Here is a 19960-nt window from a genome sequence, read left to right as displayed (position 1 = left end):
CAGGGAAGGGGAAAGCGGTGGTAAAAAAACGGGGGCGCCTGGCGCCCCCGTTGCGGTATCTTTCTGAATCGCAGCGATTATCCCTCTTCCTGCACATCGACTACGGCGACAGCGGCCATGTTGACGATGTCGGCGACGTCGTCGCCGCGCTGGAGCACGTGAATCGGCTTCTTCGTCCCCATGAGAATGGGGCCGACCTGCTCGGCGCCACCGAGCTTATGCAGCAGTTTGTAGGAGATGTTGCCCGATTGCAGGTCGGGGAAGATGAAGACGTTGGCGTTCCCCTTGAGTTTGGAAAAGGGGTACTGGCGCTCGACCAGGTCGGGGTCGAGAGCGACGTTGGCCTGCATTTCGCCGTCGATGATCAGCTCGGGGGCGCGCTGCTTGACCAGGGCGGTGGCGCGCTTGACGTTGAGGGTCAGGGGGTGGTCGGCGCTGCCGAAGTTGGAGAAGGAGAGCATCGCCACCCGCGGTTCGATCTCGAAATGGCGGGCCTTCTCGGCCGTCAGGATGGCGGTTTCCGCCAGTTCCTCGGCGGTCGGCTCGATCGTCACGGTGGTGTCGGCGAAGAAAACGACATCCTTCTTGGTGACCATCATGTACATACCGTGAACCCGGGAAAGGCCGTCTTTCTTGCCGATGATTTCCAACGCCGGGCGGATGGTGTCGGGATAATGGGCGTTGATGCCGGAGAGCATGGTGTCGGCGTCCCCCTTTTCAACCATCATGGCGCCGAAGTAGTTGCGGTTGTTGCGCAGCATGCGCCGCGCCTCGGCTAACGTCACCCCCTTGCGCTGGCGGCGGGCGAAGAGTTCATTGGTGTAGCCCGGGGTTTTTTCCGACTGCCGGGGATCGATGATCTCGGTCTCGCCGAGGTCGATGTTCAGTTCCCGGGCACGGGTGCGGATGACCTCGACGTCGCCGAGGAGGATCGGAACAGCGATCCCTTCGTCGAGGATGATCGCCACGGCGCGCAGAATCTTGTCTTCTTCACCCTCAGGAAAGACCACCCGCTTCGGATTGGAGCGGGCCTTGTTGATGAGGACGCGCATGATCTCCTTGGAGCGTCCCTGCAGGGCTTCCAGGCGCTCGCGATACTTGTCGAGATCGTCGATGGGCAAGCGGGCGACGCCGCTCTCCATGGCCGCCTTGGCCACCGCCGGGGCGACGTGCAGCAGGACGCGGGGGTCGAAGGGTTTGGGAATGAGATACTCGCGGCCGAACTTGATGTCGACGCCGCCGTAGGCCTTGCGCACCGAGTCGGGAACGTCTTCCTTGGCCAGTTTGGCCAGGGCCAGGCAGGCCGCCATCTTCATTTCGTCGTTGATGGCGCGGGCGTGGGTGTCGAGGGCGCCGCGGAAGAGGAAGGGGAAGCAGAGGACGTTGTTGACCTGGTTGTTGTAGTCGCTGCGGCCGGTGCCGATGATGACGTCGCCGCGCACCGCCTTGGCCTCGTCGGGGGTGATCTCCGGGTCGGGGTTGGCCATGGCGAAGATGATCGGATCTTTGGCCATCGATTTGACCATGGCCGGGGTCAGGGCGCCTTTGGAGGAGACGCCGAAGAAGACGTCGGCATCGACCATGGCTTCCTCCAGGGTGCGGCAGGGAAGGTCGGTGGCGAAGCGCTGCTTGTAGGGGTTCATCCCCTCGCCGCGGCCGTTGAAGATGACCCCTTTGGTGTCGCAGAGAATCATCTTTTTCGGATCGGCGCCGAGGGTCAGGGCCATCTGGGCGCAGGCGATGCCGGCGGCGCCGGCGCCGTTGACGACGATCTTGATCTCCTCGATCTTCTTGCCGACGGTCTCCAGGGCGTTGAGCAACCCGGCGTTGGCGATGATCGCGGTGCCGTGCTGGTCGTCGTGGAAGACCGGGATGTCCATGATCTCCTTGAGCTTCTCCTCGATGTAGAAGCACTCGGGGCCTTTGATGTCTTCCAGGTTGATGCCGCCGAAGGTCGGTTCGAGGATCTTCACGGTGCGGATGATCTCGTCCGAATCCTTGGTGTTGAGTTCGATATCGAAGACGTCGACGTCGGCAAAGCGCTTGAAGAGAACCCCCTTGCCTTCCATGACCGGCTTGCCGGCGAGGGCGCCGATATCCCCCAGGCCGAGAACGGCGGTGCCGTTGGAAACGACCGCCACCAGATTGCCCTTGGCGGTATACTTGTAGGCGTCATCGGGGTTTTTCTCGATTTCCAGGCAAGGTTCGGCGACCCCGGGGCTGTAGGCCAGCGACAGGTCGCGGCTGGTGGCGCAGGGTTTGGTGGTGATGACTTCGATCTTGCCTTTGCGGCCGGAGCTGTGGTAATCCAGCGCCTCTTGTTTTTTCGACATGGTGATCTGTCTCCCTGGTGGTAGATGGCGGGTTGTTTAATAAGAGTAGCCTGACGAAACGGGCTTTTCCAGTCGGACGGGAGTTTTTCCCCGCACGTTTCGGGCGGGGGGCTAAACGCTTGTTGCTTTTCTTGAAATTTTAGTCAAAGTAAAGGTAAAAATAGAGCCGACCGGTTCGGCCTGTCAAGGGGAAACGGCCAAATTCAAACCCTGTTTGCTTTTTTCTGGCGTATCCCTTCGGTTTTTCTTCGTATCGTTTCTTGTCTTTTTTCCGGCTTCGGCAACTCGGCAGGTTTTGGCGAGGCGCATGACGTTCAATTCAGGATTTTAATAATGCTGAAAGTTGGCGTGATTTCCGATACCCACATCCGTAACCTGGCCCAGGGGGCGCGGCTGGCCGAGAAGCTCTGCGCCGGCTGCTTCGCCGACGTGACGACGATCATTCACGCCGGGGATGTCGGCCTCCCCGAATTTCTCGACCTTTTCGGTGATCGGGAAATGCATGCCGTACGCGGTAATATGGATGCTCCGGTGGCCGGCGTTCCCATCAAGAAAATCCTCACCCTGGGGGGCTTCCGCATCGGTCTGGTCCACGGTTGGGGCTCACCCTTTCAGCTTGAAGAGCGCCTGCGCCGCGAGTTCCAGGGGCTTTCCCTCGACTGCCTGATTTATGGTCACAGCCATCTCCCGGCCTGCCATCGGGTTGGGGAGCTGCTGCTCTTCAACCCCGGCAGCGCCACCGACCGTCGGGACGCCCCCCGTCACACCGTCGGTCTATTGGAAATCGGCGAGCGCATCGCAGGGTCGATCATTCCCATCGACTGACAGGCATGCGCCGACACGCCCGACCGCCGTCACGTCAGGTTGACCCCGGGACTTTTTTTCGCGGTTTCGTCCTGCCATCGCCGCCTGCCCTTGGCTTTGTGCCCCTTTTTCGCCCGATTTGTCTGCACGGGTGCCACGCTTTTCTTGATTCCCCGTCTGAAACATCCTAATATTAACTGGTTTTTGAATTTATCTGCGGCCTTGAAAGGATATTTTCGGCATGTTGGAATTGTTTCAAAAGGGCGGCCCCCTGATGTACCCGATCCTGCTCTGTTCGGTCATGGCGCTGGCCATTTTTCTCGAACGGATCTGGACTTTCCGTCAGGCCCGGCGCGGTATCGAACAGCTTTCCCGCGAGATCGAGAGCCTGGCCCATCGTGGGCACATCGATGAGGCGTTGGTGGTTTGTCAGCGTCACGACTCGTCCCTGGCGCGTATCTTTATCGCCGCTCTGCGCGCCGCCGGCCGTACCCGCGACCACCTCAAGACCGTGGTCGAAGAGGTCGGCAGCCGGGAAACGGCCCCCCTGGAAAAATATCTGGGACTGATGGGGACCATCGCCACCATCGCGCCGCTCCTCGGTCTGCTCGGCACGGTCTTCGGCATGATCGAGGCCTTCACCGTCATTTCCGTGCAAGGGGCCGGCACCCCGGCGACCCTCGGCGGCGGCATTTCCGAGGCGCTGATCACCACGGCGGCCGGGCTCTCCGTCGCCATTCCGACGATCCTGCTGCACAAGTATCTGACCAGCCGGGTGGAGCGCATCGCCCTGGAGCTGGAAGAATACAGCCTGCGCCTTGTCGACCTTTTGGGTAACTGACATGGGTTTTCTCCGTAAACGCCGGGGGCGGGAGGAGCCGAAAGTCGACATGACGCCAATGGTCGACTGTGTCTTCCTGCTGCTCATCTTCTTCATGATCTCCACCACCTTCATCGAAACCCCGGGTCTTTCCATCAAACTCCCCGAGGCCTCGACCCAGCGCGACAAGGATGAGGCCGAGGAGGTCAAGATTTACCTCTCCAAGGAGGGGGAGATCTTTCTTGCCGACACCCAGGTGACCACGGCCGCGTTGCGCCGCCATCTCGAAGGGTTCAAGGAGCGCACCGAGCAGATGACCTTCCTCCTTCTCGCCGACAAGGAGGCGCGCCATGGGCAGGTGGTCGAGTTGATGGATCTGGCCAAGGTCACCGGTTTCGCCCGTCTCGCCATCGCTACGGAACAGCGGGGGCCGAAGTGACACCGGCGGCTGTCGGCATCGATCTCGGCGGCACCAACTGCCGGGCTGCCCTGGTCGGCCCGCAGGGGCGCATCGGTGAGCTGCTTCGCCGTCCGACCCGGATGGGGGCCGACTATGCCGCCTGGTTGGAGGACTTCGCCGGGGGGATCGACGAACTGCTGCGGCAAGGCCAAGCCCTGGGGCTGAAGGTCACGGCGGTCGGCATGGGAGCGCCGGGGCTGATCGCTCTTGACGGCACGGTGACGACCTCCCCCAATCTCCCCGCCCTCGATGGTCGTCCCTTGGCGGCCGATCTCGCCGAGCGGCTACAGTTGCCGGTCGTGGTGGCCAACGACGCCAACGCCATCGCCTGGGGGGAAGCCCTTTTCGGCGCGGGCCGGGATTTTTCCTCTTTTATCGGGCTGACCCTGGGTACCGGTGTCGGCGGTGGGCTGGTGCTCGACCGGCGGCTCTGGCTCGGAGCCGATGGCGCTGCCGGGGAAGTGGGGCACTGGACCGTCGTTCCCGATGGCCGTCCCTGTGGCTGCGGCAATCGCGGCTGTCTCGAACAGTATGCCTCGGCTCGGGCGCTGGCGGTGCTGGCGCGGGAGCGGATCGCCGCCGGGGAGCCGAGTGCGCTGGCGCAAATCGCCGCTGGCGAACTGACCAGCCGCCAAGTGGGGGATGCGGCCCGTCAGGGGGACGCCCTGGCCCTGGCGGTGCTGGAAGAAGCCGGGGGGTATCTGGGGCAGGTGTTAGGCGGGATCGCCAATCTGCTCAATCTCGATGGCGCGGTGATTGCCGGTGGTGCCGTCGACAGTTTCGATCTCATGCATCCGGCCATCCTGCGGGAGCTGCGGCGGCATGTCTTCGCCGTGCCCGGCCGGCGGCTGGTTGTGGTCCCCGGACAACTCGCCGACGAGGCCGGAATCCTCGGCGCGGCGGCCTTGACCGGCTTTTCCGAACAACTTTAACCTGAGGAGGATAACTCCATGAAAACCATTGCGATTTTGACCGGCGGCGGCGACTGCCCAGGACTGAATGCGGTCATCCGCGGCGTCGTGCGGGCGGCGGTACTCAAGCGGAACTGGAAGGTGCTGGGGATTGCCGACGGTTTTGACGGGCTGGTCGACGGGCCGCGCATCATTCCCCTGGATATGGCGGCGGTCAAAGGGATTCTCCCCCGGGGGGGAACCATCCTCGGCACCAGTAATCGCGGCAACCCCTTCGCCTATCCAGTCGAGGAAGGGGGCGAGGTCAAGCTCATGGATGTCTCCCGACGGGTGGTGGAGAACTTCCGCAAGGTCGGGGCCGAAGCCCTGATTGCCGTCGGCGGCGACGGCACCCTGAAGATAGCCCGGCAGCTGAACGACCAGGGGATGCCCGTGGTCGGGGTGCCGAAGACGATCGATAACGACCTGCGCGGCACCGACGTCACCTTCGGCTACAACACCGCCGTCGGCGTTGTGACCGAAGCCCTTGACCGCTTGCATACCACGGCGGAAAGCCACAACCGGGTGATGGTCGTTGAGGTCATGGGCCGGGACGCCGGCTGGATCGCTCTCGAATCGGGGATCGCCGGCAGCGCCGACGTCATCCTCATCCCGGAAATCCCTTTCGACATGGAGAAGGTCTGCCAGGCGATTCTTGCCCGCAAGGAGCGGGGGAGCCGTTTCTCCATCGTCGTCGTCTCCGAGGGGGCCTTTCCCGCCGGCGGAGGGAAGATCGTCCAACTCACGGCGGATCAGAACCTGGGAGTGGAACGGCTTGGCGGTATGGGCCAATGGGTCGCTGCCGAGATTGCCCGGCGCCTGGAGATCGAAACCCGCACCGTCGTCCTCGGCCATGTCCAGCGCGGCGGCACACCGTCCCCCTTCGACCGGATTCTCGGCTCCCGTTTCGGCACCAAGGCCGTGGAGTTGGTGGAGCAGGGATCTTTCGGCCAGATGGTCGCCCTGCGCGGTCGGCGGGTGGAAGCGGTCGCCATTGAGGAAGCGGTGGGGGAACTGAACCGGGTCGATCCCGAGGGGGAACTCATCCGTACCGCCGAAGATCTCGGCGTCATGGTCGGGCGCTAGCCCCTTTCGGGCGGGACGAAATCACCGAAGCATCCGGTTATGGTTGACGCCCGGCTGGCGGCTGGCTAGGCTGTTTTTGCAGACGCAGACAAACGGAAGGGCATTCACAAGGGGGGTAGGGCATGAGTAAGGAAAACGCGGCGACGGGAATCGACCGGTCCTGGCTGTTCGGCATCTGCGGCCTGTGCCTCGGGATCAGCGCGCCGATCGGCTGGCAGTTGTTGCGCCTGTTGCTCTTCTGGCAGGACGGCCAGGGGGTCTGGGCACAGGTGCGCGAAGGGGTGGCCGGCAGCAGCGAGCAATTGGCGCTCTTTCTCTACATGGGAGCGGGGACCGCCGTCGTTCTCGGCGTCACCGGTTTTCTTATCGGCCGGGGCGCCCAGCAGGTGCTGGAGCGGGCGCATAGCCTCGACCAGCTCAACCGCACGGTGGCCGAGCAGAAAGCGAACTTCGAGCGGCGTTTTCTCGATCTGAACAACAGCCTCAAGAATTTCCACACCATCAACACCCATATCCAGAAGTCGGTCAACGTCACCGAAATCCTCCGCCTGGCCGCCAACGGCCTGCACGAGATCCTCGGTTATGACCGGGTCAACATCCTCATGGTCAACGAGCGCCGCGACGGCCTCGATTTTCTCGCCAGTCGCGGGGCCGGCGATGTTCTCCCCGGCGTCAGCCTGCCCCTCGACGAGCGGGCCGGGGCTCTGTATAAGTCGGTGGAGGAAAAGCGCGTAATTTTGATCGACGATATCGCCCGGATGCCTTCCGAGTTTCATCTGCATCCCCCCTGTTCCGAGATCCCCCAACTGCGCTCGAAAAATTTCATCCTCTGCCCCATCATCGTGCGCGACGAGGTGATCGGCCTTTTCGGCGTCGACAACAAGCTCAAGCGCAAGGCCCTCGACGATACCGATGTCGATACGGTCAAGCTCTTCGCCGACCAGGTCGCCTCGAGCCTGAACAAGCTCAATCTGCTCGATGCGGTGGAAAGCCTCACCGGCGAGCTGGAGCATACCTTCGCCGAATTCAGCAAGTACCGCACCGAACATGAACGGCTCGACCGCTCCCTGAAGGATGCCACCGAGTCGACCAGCGAGGCGATCGTCGATATTTCCAGCGCCGCCGATGTGGTGCGTGAGGCGGTCGATGCTACCCGCAGCGCCGCCGGGGAGATTTCCGTCTCCATCGACCAGGTTTCCGGCAATCTCGCCCAGCTCTCCGATTTTATGGAGAATTCCATCGCCGCCATGACCGAGATCGCCGCCACCATCAAGTCGGTGGAGGAGAGCGGCGCCCGTTCCCACGAAATGTCCGAAACGGTCAAGGCCAAGGCGGAAAGCGGCGCCCGTGCCGTCACCGGGGTGATCGCTGGTCTGCAGGGGATTTCCCAGGCGGTCGAGGAGGCGGTCAAGACCATCGAACTGCTGTCCCTCAAGGGGGAGGAGATCAACACCATCACCACGGTGATTACCGAAGTGACGCAAAAGACCAATCTGCTCGCTCTCAATGCCGCTATCATCGCCGCCCAGGCCGGCGAACATGGTCGTTCCTTCGGTGTGGTCGCCGACGAGGTGCGCGCCCTTTCCCAGGAAACCGCCCAATCGACCGGCGCCATCACCCGCATCATCGAGGAACTGCAGGACTATACCCGCGAGTCGGTGGCGCACATCACCAAGACCCGCACTCTGGTGCAGGAGGGGATGGTGCTCGGGGAAGGGATGGACGAGTCCCTCGGGCAGATTCTCTCCAGCGCCGGGACGGCCATGGCCATGACCCGGGACATCCGCGGCGCGACCCAGGAAGTGTCACGCAGCGTCGAGTCGGTTACCGCCTCCATCGAACGGGTCGGCGAGATGTCCAGCCATATCTCCACGGCCTCGCGGGAACAGGCCGACGGCACCCGTAACATCGTTCATTCCATCGAGGAAGTGAAGAACATGACGGACGACATGGCGCTGGCCACCGACCGTCAGAAGAGTAATACCCAGAACATCGAAGAGGCGGTCGCCTCGGTCAGTGACATGATCCGGCGCATCTTCGATGCCATGGAGCAGCGCCGCGAGGCGAGCCGCAAGGTGATCGAGGATCTGCGGCGACTGAAGGGCTAGGAGTCGTCGCCCTGTTTCGTCGGTCTTCAGAAAACGAAAAAACCCGCCGGGAGTTCCCGGCGGGTTTTTTCGTCAAGCGGATTTTGCGGACTAGCGCTTGCGCAGGTTGTAGAAAACGTCCTTGCCGCTGAAGAGGGCGACGTCGTCCAGTTCGTCCTCGATGCGCAGCAGCTGGTTGTATTTGCAGATGCGGTCGGTGCGGCAGAGGGAACCGGTCTTGATCTGGCCGGCGTTGGTCGCGACCGCCAGGTCGGCGATGGTGGTGTCCTCGGTTTCGCCGCTGCGGTGGGAAATGACGCAGGTGTAGCCGGCCCGTTTGGCCATTTCGATGGCTTCCAGGGTCTCGGTGAGGGTGCCGATCTGGTTGACCTTGATCAGGATCGAATTGGCGATCCCTTTTTCGATGCCCTGCTTGAGGATTTTGGTGTTGGTAACGAAGAGGTCGTCGCCGACGATCTGGATTCTGTTGCCGAGGCGGTCGGTCATCAGCTTCCAGCCATCCCAGTCGTTCTCCGCCATGCCGTCTTCGATGGAGATGATCGGATAGCGGTTGACCAGATCCTCGTAGAAATCGACCAACTCCTGGGCGGTCTTGACCGGCTGTTTCTCGTTTTCGAGGCGGTATTTACCATCCTTGAAAAGTTCGGAGGAAGCCACGTCCAGCGCCAGCAGCACGTCTTCTCCCGGCTTGTAGCCGGCGGCCTTGATCGCCTCCATGATCACCTGTAGGGCTTCCTCGTTGCTCTTCAGGTTGGGGGCGAAGCCGCCCTCGTCGCCGACGGCGGTATTGTAGCCCTTGGCCTTGAGCACATTTTTGAGGGCATGGAAGATTTCCGCGCCCATGCGCAGCGCTTCCTTGAAGGAGTCGGCGCCGGCGGGCATGATCATGAATTCCTGGATGTCGACGTTGTTGTCGGCGTGGGCGCCGCCGTTGATGATGTTCATCATCGGCAGGGGGAGTTCCTTGGCGTTGGCGCCGCCGATGTACTGATAGAGGGGCAGCCCCGCGTCTTCGGCGGCGGCCTTGGCACAGGCCATGGAGACGCCGAGCAGGGCGTTGGCGCCGAGGTTGCTTTTGACTTCGGTGCCGTCCAGCTCGAGGAGCTTGCGATCGATGCCGGCCTGATCGGAGGCTTCCCAGCCGATCAACGCCTCGGCGATGACTTCGTTGACGTTCTCCACCGCCTTGAGTACGCCTTTGCCCAGGTAGCGGGACTTGTCGCCGTCGCGCAGCTCCAGGGCCTCGCGCTCGCCGGTGGAAGCGCCGCTCGGCACCGCCGCGCGACCCATAACGCCGCTTTCGAGGAAGACTTCGACTTCAACCGTCGGATTGCCCCGCGAATCGAGAATTTCCCGGGCGTAGATGTCAATGATTTCGCTCATGTAAGACCCCCTTGCAAGGAATGAAAGGTTGCGTTAAAACGCCTCGCCCCCGGCGGGCGGGTTACTTATAGCACAAGATGCCAAAATTGAAACCCTCTTTTCCTTCGCCGTGGTGCGGGCGCAAGAGCACAGGCCGGGAAAGAGGCCGGGAAAGAAATTGCTTTGCCTTGGGGAAGATGTTAAAGTCTGCCTCTATTTTCAGGCATTCCGCTATTGTGGCAAGGGTTGATTCAGGAGCGCATGCGCGACAACTTTCAGGCTGAAGACACGCAATTGGCCAATCTGCTGTTCGGTCAGCAGAACCGCAATCTTAAACTCGTTGAGCGGATGCTCGGGGTGCGCGTCGGCTCCCGCGGGAGCGAGTTGACCATCGAAGGGGACGATGCCCAGGTGCTTCTCGCCCGGCGCCTCTTCGAAGAAGTCCACGGCCTGCTCAAGGCCGGGTATATGGTGTCGCCTGCCGACCTCGATTACGCGACACGCATCCTTTCTGCCGATTCCCGGGCTCATCTACGCGACATCTTTCTCGACACCATCTTCGTTTCCACCCGCAAGAAGGTCATAGCTCCCAAGAGCCTGGCGCAGAAGGCCTACGTCGACGCCATTCGCAAACATGACGTGGTCTTCGGCATCGGTCCGGCGGGGACCGGCAAGACCTATCTGGCCATGGCCATGGCCGTCTCTTTTCTGGCCAAAAAAGAAGTCAGCCGCATCGTGCTGGTGCGGCCGGCGGTGGAGGCGGGGGAGAAGCTCGGTTTTCTCCCTGGCGACCTGGCCGAAAAGGTCAACCCCTATCTGCGCCCCCTCTATGACGCCCTTTACGATATGATGGATTTCGACAAGGGGCAGGCCCTGATCGCCAACGGCGTGGTCGAGGTCGCTCCCCTGGCCTTCATGCGCGGCCGTACCCTCAATGACGCCTTCGTCATTCTCGACGAGGCGCAGAACACCACCACCGAACAGATGAAGATGTTCCTGACCCGTCTCGGCTTCGGCAGCCGGGCGGTAATCACCGGCGATGTCACCCAGATCGACCTGCCGACCGGCCGCCGCTCCGGGCTGGTCGAGGCGACCGAGGTGCTGCGCGGCGTCGAGGGGATCGTCTTCAACTATTTCAGTGACCGCGACGTGGTCCGCCATCCCATCGTACAAACCATCATCCAGGCTTATGAGCGTCACCGGCCCGCCGCCGGCGAGAGTCTCACGCCTTCATCGAGCAATTCTCCGACATGAGTAAAAACGATAGCAAATCCGATAGTCCTAGTCGCAAGACGAAAGGCGCCGCCAAGTCTTTTTGGCGGGAAGAGCGGAGTCAGCGTTACCTGATGCTGGTTTTGCTGGCGCTTTTTCTGACCCTGATCATCGTCCCCAAGGGGGGCTTCATCCCTGATTATTATTCCCCGGGGGATATCGCTACCCGGGATGTGAAGGCTCCCCGCGATCTCCTCATCCCTGACCTGGTGCTCACGGAGAACAAGCGGATCGAGGCCGAAGGGGCGGTGTTGCCCCTTTACGACTACGATTCCCGAGCGGGGCAGTCGGCCGCCGAGAAGCTGGCGCAGGGCCTGGAGCTTATCCAGCAGACGGTTTTGGATGCGCCGGGGGCGGAGACTCTGGTCGACGATCTGGAGGATTTTCTCGAAATCGAACTGACCCCGGAGGATCAGGACGTCCTGAGGGCCTTCAGGGATGAGTTGGCCGTGCGGGAAACGGTGGAACCTCTCGACCTGGCCCCCGTCCGCAAAGCGGTGATCGCCGCCCTGGAGGGGCGGGTTGTTGGCAACCTGCAACTTTTTCAGGGGGAGGCCAAGCACGGCATCCTCGTTCGCGATCTCCACTCCCGTCAGGAGCAGGTGGTAGCCCAACCGCAGCAGGTGCTCGGGGTGGGCAACGCCCAGGACCGCATGCGTGAAGAAATTCGTCCCCTTGAGCTGTCCCGTGTCCAGCGGCGGCTGATCCAGGCGCTGGCGATCAAACTGGTCAGCCCCAACCTGACCTTCAACAAGAACGAGACCGAGACACGCAAGCAGATGGCCCGTGAAGAGGTCAAGCCGGTGCTCTTTCAGGTCAAGAAGGGGGAGATGGTCGTTCGCGAGGGGGAGCGGGTTACCGAAGAGCAGATCAAGAAGCTGCGCGGTCTCAGCGAACTCGGCAGCCACTCCAACACCCTGGTCACCGGGGTCGGGTTCTTCCTGTCGATCGTCGTCCTCTTTTTCGCTACCCACCGCTTCGCCCGGGTCAATATTCGCAAGTATGCACCGAACAATCGTGATCTGCTCTTTCTGGTGGTGAACTTCATTGTTCTCTTCGTGCTGGTGAAGCTCGGGGTTTTCGTTTCCTCGGCGCTGGAAAGTGCCTTTCCCTACATCGATTCGAACAGCTACTATTATGTGCTGCCCTTCGCCTTCGGGGCGATGCTGGCGCGTATCGTCCTCAACTCCGAAGTGGCCTTTGTCTTCGCCATCCTCTCGTCGCTGCTGCTCGGGGCACTCTTTGGCTACAGCCTCTATATCAGCGTCTACGCCCTCGCCGGCAGCGTTACCGCCGCCCACTGGGTGCGGCACTGTAAACAGCGCACGACCCTCTACCGCGCCGGTTTCCATCTGTCGCTGGTCAATATGCTGATGATTGTCGGCCTCTATCTGATCAGCGGGCAAGCCTTCGATGTACAGATTCTCTACAAGCTCGGCTTCGGCCTGGCCAGCGGATTTCTCTGCGCGGTGCTCGTCACCGGGACCATCCCCCTGGTGGAACATCTCTTCGAATACACCACCGACATCAAGCTGCTGGAGTTGGCGAATATGAATACGCCGGTGCTGCGCGAGCTGATGATTCAGGCGCCCGGCACCTATCACCATTCGGTGATCGTCGGCAACCTGGTCGAGGCCGCCGCCGAGTCGATCAACGCCAATCCCCTGCTGGCGCGGGTGGCGGCCTACTATCACGACATCGGCAAGATCCGCAAGCCCCTCTATTTTGTTGAGAACATGAACGGCCAGGAGAACAAACACGACAAACTTGCCCCCTCCATGAGCGCGCTGATCCTCATGTCCCACGTCAAGGACGCGGTGGAACTGGCCCGGGAAAACAAGCTCGGTGCACCGCTCATCGACATCATCCGCCAGCATCACGGCACGGCGCTGATGAAATTCTTTTATGACAAAGCCAAGAATAAGGTCGAGCCGGGGATGCCTGCGATTGACGAACGGGATTACCGCTATCCCGGGCCGAAGCCGCAGACCCGCGAGGCGGCGCTGATCATGCTCGCCGATGCCGTTGAGGCAGCCAGCCGCACCCTCGCCGAGCCGACCCCGGCACGGATTCAGGGGATGGTGCAGAAAATCATCAACAACATTTTTATCGACGGTCAGCTCGACGAGTGTGAGTTGACCTTGAAAGACCTGCATGGCATCGCCAGAAGTTTCAACCGGATTCTGGCAGGGATTTTCCACCATCGCATCGATTACCCGGAACCGGCTTACAAGGAACGGGACAAGGATGCCGCCAAGAGGAAGAACGGTGAAGATTCAGATCGAGACCCGGCAAAAGAAGCAAAAGGTAAGGAAGCTGTTCCTGCGAAAAGTAGCACGGAGGATCTTAAGCGTCTCGGGATGTCCTGAGGCCGAACTGTCGATCCTGGTCGTTGACGATGCCGAAATCCGGATTATCAATCGCGACTACCTGCAGCGGGACAAGCCGACCAACGTCATCTCCTTTGCCATGCGCGAGGGGGAGGGAGGGGATCTCTGCCCCGAGCTGCTTGGCGACGTCGTGATTTCCGCCGAGACGGCAGCGAGGGACGCCGCCGAAGCCGGCATTCCCTACGAGCATGAGCTGGTCTTTCTGCTGCTGCACGGCATTCTCCATCTGCTTGGCTATGATCATGAGCGCAGCGGTGCCGCCGAGGCCGAGCGCATGGAAGCACGGGAGCGGGAAATCTTCGCCCTCTTGCACGAGGAATTCCTCGCGCCATGAGCGAGGCGCCGCGTGATCCGATCAAGCCCGCGAACTGGCTGCAGAGCGTCAACTGCGCCATCGAGGGGATTCTCTGGACCGCACGCACCCAGCGCCACATGCGCTGGCATTTCCTGGCGGCGCTGGCGGTCCTGCTCTTCGCCCATTGTCTGGGCCTGTCGGCCCTCGAATTCATCCTTCTGGCCTTTGCCGTCACCCTGGTGCTCTTCGCCGAACTGGTCAACACCGCTCTGGAAGTAGTGGTTGACCTGGTCTCGCCCGGCTACCATCCCCTGGCCAAGCAGGCCAAGGATGTCGCCGCCGGCGCGGTGTTGGTGGCCAGTATCGGCGCGGTAGTGATGGGTTTTTTCGCCCTGTCCCGCTACATTTTGCCGGTGCTGGGCGGGCAGCTCGACCAGTTGGGTCGCCCGCCCGGAGAGTTTCCGGTCATCTCGGTGCTGATCACGACCATCGTCGTGGTGCTGCTCAAGGCCCTTTTCGGACGGGGGACGCCGCTGCACGGCGGCTTGCCGAGCGGCCACGCGGCGGTTTCCTTCGCCATCGCCACCGCCATTATCCTCTCCGGGGTCGGCGCCCTTTTGTCCCTGCTGACCCTGGCTTTGGCGGTCATGGTCAGCCACAGTCGACTGCTGCTGGGGATTCACAGCGCCGGGGAAGTGGTGGCTGGCGGCGCCCTCGGTGTGGCGATGACGCTTCTCGTCTATCTGTTGATGTAGGGGAACTCGCGCGGCATCCTTTGGCTGGATGGCCTGTCCGGCCGCGGGGAGCGCCGCGTTTTACTTTATTTTATCCAGGGAGGAACGGATTTTTGGACGACGACAGTGCGAGTGACAGACGGTCTTCATGGTTCGGGGGGATCGCGCGGCTGCTGAGTGGCCGGCGTCGGGTCATGAGCGAGAAGGATTTGCAGGATCTGATCGAGGAGTCGGAGGAAGAGGGGATCATCAACGAGGACGAGGGGGAGATGCTCCACTCGATCTTCGAATTCGGCGAGACGATCGTGCGTGAAGTCATGGTCTCGCGCATCGACATGGTCTGCTGCAGCATGAGCACCAGCCTCAGCGAGCTGCTGGCGGCGATCATCTCTTCGGGGCATTCCCGCCTGCCCATTTACGAGGGGACCGCCGACCGCATCGTCGGCATCATCTACGCCAAGGATCTGCTGCGTATCTGGGGTTGTCGGGATGAGGATTTCCATATCGAGCAGATCATGCGCACCCCTTATTTCGTCCCGGAAACGAAGCAGATCGAAGAGTTGTTGCAGGAATTCCGCACCCAACGGGTGCACATGGCCATCGCCATCGACGAATACGGCGGCACGTCGGGGCTGATTACCATTGAGGACCTGATCGAGGAGATCGTCGGCGACATCCAGGACGAATACGATCTCGAAGAGGATGAATTGGTGGAGGAATCTCCTGGTGTCGTCCTGGTCGACGGCCGTCTCAATATCGAGGAGCTGGAGGATTATTTCGATATCGAAATCCCCCGGGAGAAGTTCGATACGGTCGGTGGCTACCTCTTCAACCTCTTCGGTCATGTGCCCCAGGCCAACGAGGAGATCCGCGACGGCGGGCTGCGCATGACGGTGGTGGAGTGTGACTCCCGCAAGATCCGCAAGGTGCGGGTGCGTCGCGCCGAGCCCGAGGCGCCCGAGGAAGATGCTTCCTGATGAAACGGCTGTCCTGGGGGAAAACTGCCGCCTTGCCCTTGCTTTCCGGGCTGCTCTTGGCGCTGGCCTTTCCCCGCCCGGATTTTTCCTGGTTGGCCTGGGTCGGCCTGGTGCCGCTGCTGACGGTGATGCACCGGCATCCTTTTCGTTCCGGCTTCGTGGCCGGTTGTGCCTTTTTCGCTCTGGTGCTCTACTGGCTGAACATCGTCATGACCACCTACGGCCGGATGCACCCGCTCTTTTCCCTCGTCGCCTATGTGTTGTTGGTGGCCTATCTGGCCCTCTACTTTGGTGTCGCCACCTGGGCGGTTTGCCGTTTTCGCGAGCAGCTCGGCCTCTCGTATCTGCTGACCCTGCCGGTCGTCTGGGTCGTCCTCGAATTCCTGCGCTCCTTTTTGCTGAGCGGATTCCCCTGGGCGAGTCTCGGCTATTCCCAGCAGAACCGGGAGGTTCTGCTGCAAGTTGCCGACCTCTTCGGCGTCCACGGCCTCAGCTTTCTGCTCGTCTTCGTCAATGTCCTGGTCTTTCAGCTCGGGTCGGCCCTGCGCCAGCGCAGTTCGGCCCCCATTTCCCGCAGCGGCGGGGTCGTCGGGATCCTGCTGCTGGCCGGCGCTTTCGCCTACGGTTCCTGGCGCCTGCGCGAGCCCCTCGACGCTTCCGCTCCGACGTTGGAAGTGGCGCTGATCCAGGGGAATATCGACCAGTCGGTGAAATGGGATCCGGACAATCAACAGAAGACCGTCGATATCTACCGGGAGCTGTCCCGGGAGGCGGCCGCCGGCGGCGTTCCCGATCTGATCGTCTGGCCCGAGAGCGCCACCCCTTTCTATTTTCAGGAGCCCAGTCCGCTTTCCACCCAGGTGACGGAGGTGGCCCGTGCCGCCGGCGGCTATCTGCTCTTCGGCAGCCCCGCCTACGAGGCGGGATTGGGTTCCTACCGCTACCTGAACAGCGCCTTTCTCCTCTCCCCCGAAGGTGCGGTTCTTGGCCGCAGCGACAAGGTCCACCTCGTCCCCTTTGGCGAGTATGTTCCCCTCGGGCGTTTTCTCCCCTTTATCGACAAGCTGGTTTCGGGGATCGGCGACTTCTCCCCGGGGACGGTCAACCCTCTGCCGATGGGAGATGCCAAACTCGGCGTGCTCGTCTGCTTCGAGGCGATCTTTCCCGAGCTGGCGCGGGATTACGCCCGCAGTGGCAGCGGCCTGCTGGTGAACATCACTAACGACGCCTGGTTCGGGCGCTCTTCGGCTCCTTACCAGCATCTGGCCATGACCCGCTTCCGCGCCGTAGAGAATCGTCTGTGGGTGGCGCGGGCGGCCAATACCGGGATCTCCGCTCTGATCGATCCGCAAGGCAGGATTGTTGCCCAGTCGGAACTTTTTACCCCGGCTGTGGTCCGCGGCAAGGTTGTTCTCGGCGGGGAACCGACCCTCTACCAGCGCATCGGCGAATTGCCGGCCCTTTTGCTCTGCGCGCTGGCTACTTACTGGCTGCTTCGCACCCGTCGGCGCTATCCCTGAACCGTGCGGCCGCAGCAAGAAAACTTGAGGAACGGCGGGGATCTCGTTATACTCCCCGCCCATTTATTATTTAACCGTTCAAGGAGACCGCATACATGTTTCGTGATGAAAAAGAGTCCTTGACCCTTCTCCAAGACAAGCTCAATGAGCTGAGGGGGTATCTTTGACGTTGAGGTCAAAGAGGAGCGGGTTGCCGAACTGGAGGCGGAAATCGCCAAGCCGGAGTTCTGGAATCAGGGAGAACGCACCCAGGACATCCTGAAGGAGCGAAATTCCCTGCAAAAAATCGTCGGGGATTACCGTCAGGCCCGCCAGGAACTGGAGGACCTTCAGGTTCTCGTCGAATTGGGCGAGGAAGGGCAGGACGAGGCGACCCGTGACGAGGTGCGTGAGCTGCTGCCGGTTCTGGAACAGCGCATCGGCCGGATGGAGTTTGCCCGCATGCTCTCCGGCCAGCACGACGCCAATAACGCCATTTTCAGCATCAATGCCGGCGCCGGTGGTACCGAGGCCCAGGATTGGGCGGAGATGCTGTTGCGCATGTATCTGCGTTACTGTGAGCGTAAGGGCTTCAAGACCGAGATCACCGATTATCAGCCCGGGGATGAGGCGGGAGTCAAGGGGGTGACCTTTAACGTCGAGGGGGATTACGCCTACGGTTTCCTGCGCGCCGAAAACGGCATTCACCGGCTGGTGCGGATTTCTCCCTTCGACACCAACGCCCGCCGCCATACCTCTTTTTGCTCGGTCTTCGTCTTTCCCGAACTGTCGGACGATATCGAAGTGGAGATCAACGAGAAGGATCTCAAGGTCGACACCTATCGCTCCAGCGGCGCCGGGGGCCAGCACGTCAACAAGACCGAATCGGCGATCCGCATCACCCACATGCCGACCGGCATCGTCGTCGCCTGCCAGAACGAGCGTTCCCAGCACAAGAACCGGGCGGTGGCGATGAAACAGCTCAAGGCCCGCCTCTACGAACTGGAGGTGAGCAAGAAGGAAGAGGAGTCGGCGGCTATTTCCGGCGAGAAGAAGGAGATCGGCTGGGGTAGCCAGATCCGTTCCTACGTGCTCCACCCTTACCGGCTGGTCAAGGACCATCGCACCGGCTACGAGGTGGGCAATACCGATGCCGTCCTCGACGGCGATATCGATGCTTTTATCGAGGCTTATTTGCTGAGTCGCAACTAGCCGAATCCGCCCCTTGCGGGCGGGATTGCCCTTGACTTGCCCGGGTGCGGGGTATAAGGTAGCCCGCTTGTGAAGTCGGGATGAAAGGTATGAATATTATGGAAGATCTGAACGATATTTTGTTGCAGCGGCGGGCCAAGCTCGATGAGTTGCGGGGCGCGGGGATCAACCCCTACGCCAACGATTTTCCCGTGGCGCATACCTCGGAAGAGGTGGCTGCCGCCCACGAAGAAGATGATGCCGCCGCCCTGGAAGGCTGCGATAAGCGCTACGTCGTTGCCGGCCGGATTATGGCCCGGCGCGATTTCGGCAAGGCCGCCTTTATCCAGATTCAGGACCGCAAGGGGCGCCTGCAGGTCTACGTCGGTCGGGATAATATCGGCGAAGAGGCCTTCGCGATCTTTCGCAAGCTCGATCTCGGCGATGTCGTCGGCCTCTCCGGTACCCCTTTCCGGACCAAGACCGGCGAGCTTTCCCTGCGCGCCGATGCCCTGCGTCTGCTGACCAAGTCGTTACAGGTGCTGCCGGAGAAGTGGCACGGCCTCACCGACGTGGAGACCCGATATCGCCAGCGCTATCTTGATATGATCGTCAATCCCGGCGTGCGCGAGGTTTTTCTCAAGCGCAGCCGGATTATCAGCCTGATCCGCGAATTCATGGTCCGCCACGACTTTCTTGAAGTCGAGACGCCGATGATGCAGCCCATCGCCGGCGGCGCCACCGCCAAGCCCTTCGTCACCCACCACAACACCCTGAAGATGGATCTTTTCCTGCGCATCGCGCCGGAGCTCTATCTCAAACGACTGGTGGTCGGCGGCTTCGAGCGGGTCTTTGAGATCAACCGCAATTTCCGCAACGAGGGGATTTCCATTCAGCACAACCCCGAATTCACCATGATGGAATTCTACCGGGCCTACTCCACCTACCACGACCTGATGAATTTCACCGAGGAGCTGATCTGTCATGTCGCCAAGCAGGTCTGCGGCGACCTGGTCATCCCCTACGGCGGCAAGAGCGTCGACCTGACTCCCCCCTGGGACCGGCTCACGGTTAAGGAAGCGATCATCAAGTACGGCCAGGTCGATCCGGCAGTGCTGGAAGACCGCGACCGCGCCTACGCTTACGCCCAGTCCCTCGGCCTGGAATTTGACAAAAACATCGGCTACGGCAAACTGCTCACCGAACTCTTCGACGCGGTAGCCGAGCCCAGGCTCTGGCAGCCGACCTTTATCACCGAGTACCCCACGGAAGTTTCCCCCCTGTCGCGGAAGAACGAGGCCAATCCCGAGGTAGTGGACCGCTTCGAGCTTTTCATTGTCGGGCGCGAACTGGCCAACGCCTTCTCCGAACTCAACGATCCCCTCGACCAGAAGGAGCGCTTCATCAAGCAGTTGGCCGAGAAGGAGGCTGGCGACGAGGAGGCCCACGCCATGGACGAGGACTACATCCGCGCCCTCGAATACGGCATGCCCCCTACGGCCGGGGAGGGGATCGGCATCGACCGGTTGGTCATGCTGCTCACCGACTCCGCTTCGATCCGCGACGTGATCCTCTTTCCCCAACTGCGTCCGGAAAGCAAGTAATTACAGTGAGGGGTGAGGCGTGAGGGGAAGGGGGTGACCCTTTTCCTGTCGCCTCACCCCTTACTCCTCACCCTT

The 19960-nt window shown here is 61.6% G+C and carries 16 protein-coding genes; 14 read left to right on the top strand and 2 right to left on the bottom strand.

Annotated elements, in window-relative coordinates:
* Positions 1 to 77: 77 nt before the first annotated feature.
* Positions 78 to 2333: an NADP-dependent malic enzyme gene (locus tag BQ4888_RS10500; RefSeq protein ID WP_092057060.1), complete on the bottom strand. Its 2256-nt coding sequence runs from the start codon at positions 2331 to 2333 to the stop codon at positions 78 to 80.
* A gap of 333 nt (positions 2334 to 2666) precedes the next feature.
* Here BQ4888_RS10500 and BQ4888_RS10495 point away from each other — a divergent pair, with 333 nt between their 5' ends.
* From BQ4888_RS10495 to BQ4888_RS10470, 6 genes are all read left to right on the top strand, one after another.
* Positions 2667 to 3158, top strand: coding sequence for a metallophosphoesterase family protein (locus BQ4888_RS10495; RefSeq protein WP_092057058.1), 492 nt, complete (start codon positions 2667 to 2669; stop codon positions 3156 to 3158).
* 220 nt (positions 3159 to 3378) lie between these two features.
* Positions 3379 to 3978, top strand: coding sequence for a MotA/TolQ/ExbB proton channel family protein (locus tag BQ4888_RS10490; protein WP_092057057.1), 600 nt, complete (start codon positions 3379 to 3381; stop codon positions 3976 to 3978).
* Position 3979: 1 nt separating this feature from the next.
* Positions 3980 to 4396: an ExbD/TolR family protein gene (locus tag BQ4888_RS10485; protein ID WP_092057055.1), complete on the top strand. Its 417-nt coding sequence runs from the start codon at positions 3980 to 3982 to the stop codon at positions 4394 to 4396.
* Positions 4393 to 5349 carry an ROK family protein gene (locus BQ4888_RS10480; protein WP_092057054.1) on the top strand — a complete coding sequence of 319 codons (957 nt, stop codon included), beginning with the start codon at positions 4393 to 4395 and terminating at the stop codon, positions 5347 to 5349. Before BQ4888_RS10485 ends, BQ4888_RS10480 begins: the two co-directional genes overlap by 4 nt.
* Before the next feature lie 18 nt (positions 5350 to 5367).
* Positions 5368 to 6453 (top strand): 6-phosphofructokinase, encoded by a 1086-nt coding sequence (locus tag BQ4888_RS10475; RefSeq protein ID WP_092057053.1) that lies wholly within the window; start codon positions 5368 to 5370, stop codon positions 6451 to 6453.
* Positions 6454 to 6575: 122 nt separating this feature from the next.
* Entirely contained in the window at positions 6576 to 8561 is a 1986-nt protein-coding gene (locus tag BQ4888_RS10470; protein ID WP_092057050.1) for a methyl-accepting chemotaxis protein, read from the top strand.
* Positions 8562 to 8651: 90 nt separating this feature from the next.
* Here the strand turns inward: BQ4888_RS10470 and eno are convergent, their stop codons facing one another.
* Complete coding sequence (gene eno, locus BQ4888_RS10465) at positions 8652 to 9944, bottom strand: phosphopyruvate hydratase (protein ID WP_092057049.1); 1293 nt, start codon at positions 9942 to 9944, stop codon at positions 8652 to 8654.
* A gap of 240 nt (positions 9945 to 10184) precedes the next feature.
* Here eno and BQ4888_RS10460 point away from each other — a divergent pair, with 240 nt between their 5' ends.
* The 8 genes from BQ4888_RS10460 (at position 10185) to lysS (ending at position 19885) form a co-directional block, all read left to right on the top strand.
* Positions 10185 to 11177, top strand: coding sequence for a PhoH family protein (locus BQ4888_RS10460; RefSeq protein ID WP_092057047.1), 993 nt, complete (start codon positions 10185 to 10187; stop codon positions 11175 to 11177).
* Entirely contained in the window at positions 11174 to 13564 is a 2391-nt protein-coding gene (locus tag BQ4888_RS10455; RefSeq protein WP_170232823.1) for an HD family phosphohydrolase, read from the top strand. Before BQ4888_RS10460 ends, BQ4888_RS10455 begins: the two co-directional genes overlap by 4 nt.
* Complete coding sequence (ybeY, locus tag BQ4888_RS10450; RefSeq protein WP_170232822.1) at positions 13464 to 13919, top strand: rRNA maturation RNase YbeY; 456 nt, start codon at positions 13464 to 13466, stop codon at positions 13917 to 13919. Before BQ4888_RS10455 ends, ybeY begins: the two co-directional genes overlap by 101 nt.
* Positions 13916 to 14635, top strand: a complete 720-nt coding sequence (locus BQ4888_RS10445) for a diacylglycerol kinase (protein ID WP_092057044.1) — start codon at positions 13916 to 13918, stop codon at positions 14633 to 14635. The genes ybeY and BQ4888_RS10445 overlap by 4 nt, the downstream gene beginning before the upstream one ends.
* Before the next feature lie 173 nt (positions 14636 to 14808).
* Positions 14809 to 15591, top strand: coding sequence for a hemolysin family protein (locus BQ4888_RS10440; RefSeq protein ID WP_092057041.1), 783 nt, complete (start codon positions 14809 to 14811; stop codon positions 15589 to 15591).
* The gene (gene lnt / locus BQ4888_RS10435) at positions 15591 to 17111 is read left to right on the top strand and encodes an apolipoprotein N-acyltransferase (protein ID WP_092057039.1); all 1521 of its coding nucleotides are present in this window, start codon (positions 15591 to 15593) and stop codon (positions 17109 to 17111) included. Before BQ4888_RS10440 ends, lnt begins: the two co-directional genes overlap by 1 nt.
* Before the next feature lie 95 nt (positions 17112 to 17206).
* Positions 17207 to 18302, top strand: a protein-coding gene (gene prfB / locus BQ4888_RS10430; RefSeq protein ID WP_205747997.1) for a peptide chain release factor 2 whose coding sequence is annotated in 2 segments (ribosomal slippage) — positions 17207 to 17275 and positions 17277 to 18302 — 1095 coding nt in all. Because the reading frame shifts where the segments join, the coding sequence is not laid out codon by codon here.
* A 98-nt stretch (positions 18303 to 18400) separates the two neighbouring features.
* Positions 18401 to 19885 (top strand): lysine--tRNA ligase, encoded by a 1485-nt coding sequence (gene lysS, locus BQ4888_RS10425; protein ID WP_092057166.1) that lies wholly within the window; start codon positions 18401 to 18403, stop codon positions 19883 to 19885.
* The last annotated feature ends 75 nt before the right edge of the window (positions 19886 to 19960 follow it).

The organism is Desulfuromonas acetexigens (assembly GCF_900111775.1).
GTDB classification, from domain to species: Bacteria; Desulfobacterota; Desulfuromonadia; order Desulfuromonadales; family Trichloromonadaceae; genus Trichloromonas; species Trichloromonas acetexigens.
Note: the sequence above shows the minus strand (reverse complement) of the source record. Positions and strands in the feature narration are given on the sequence as shown.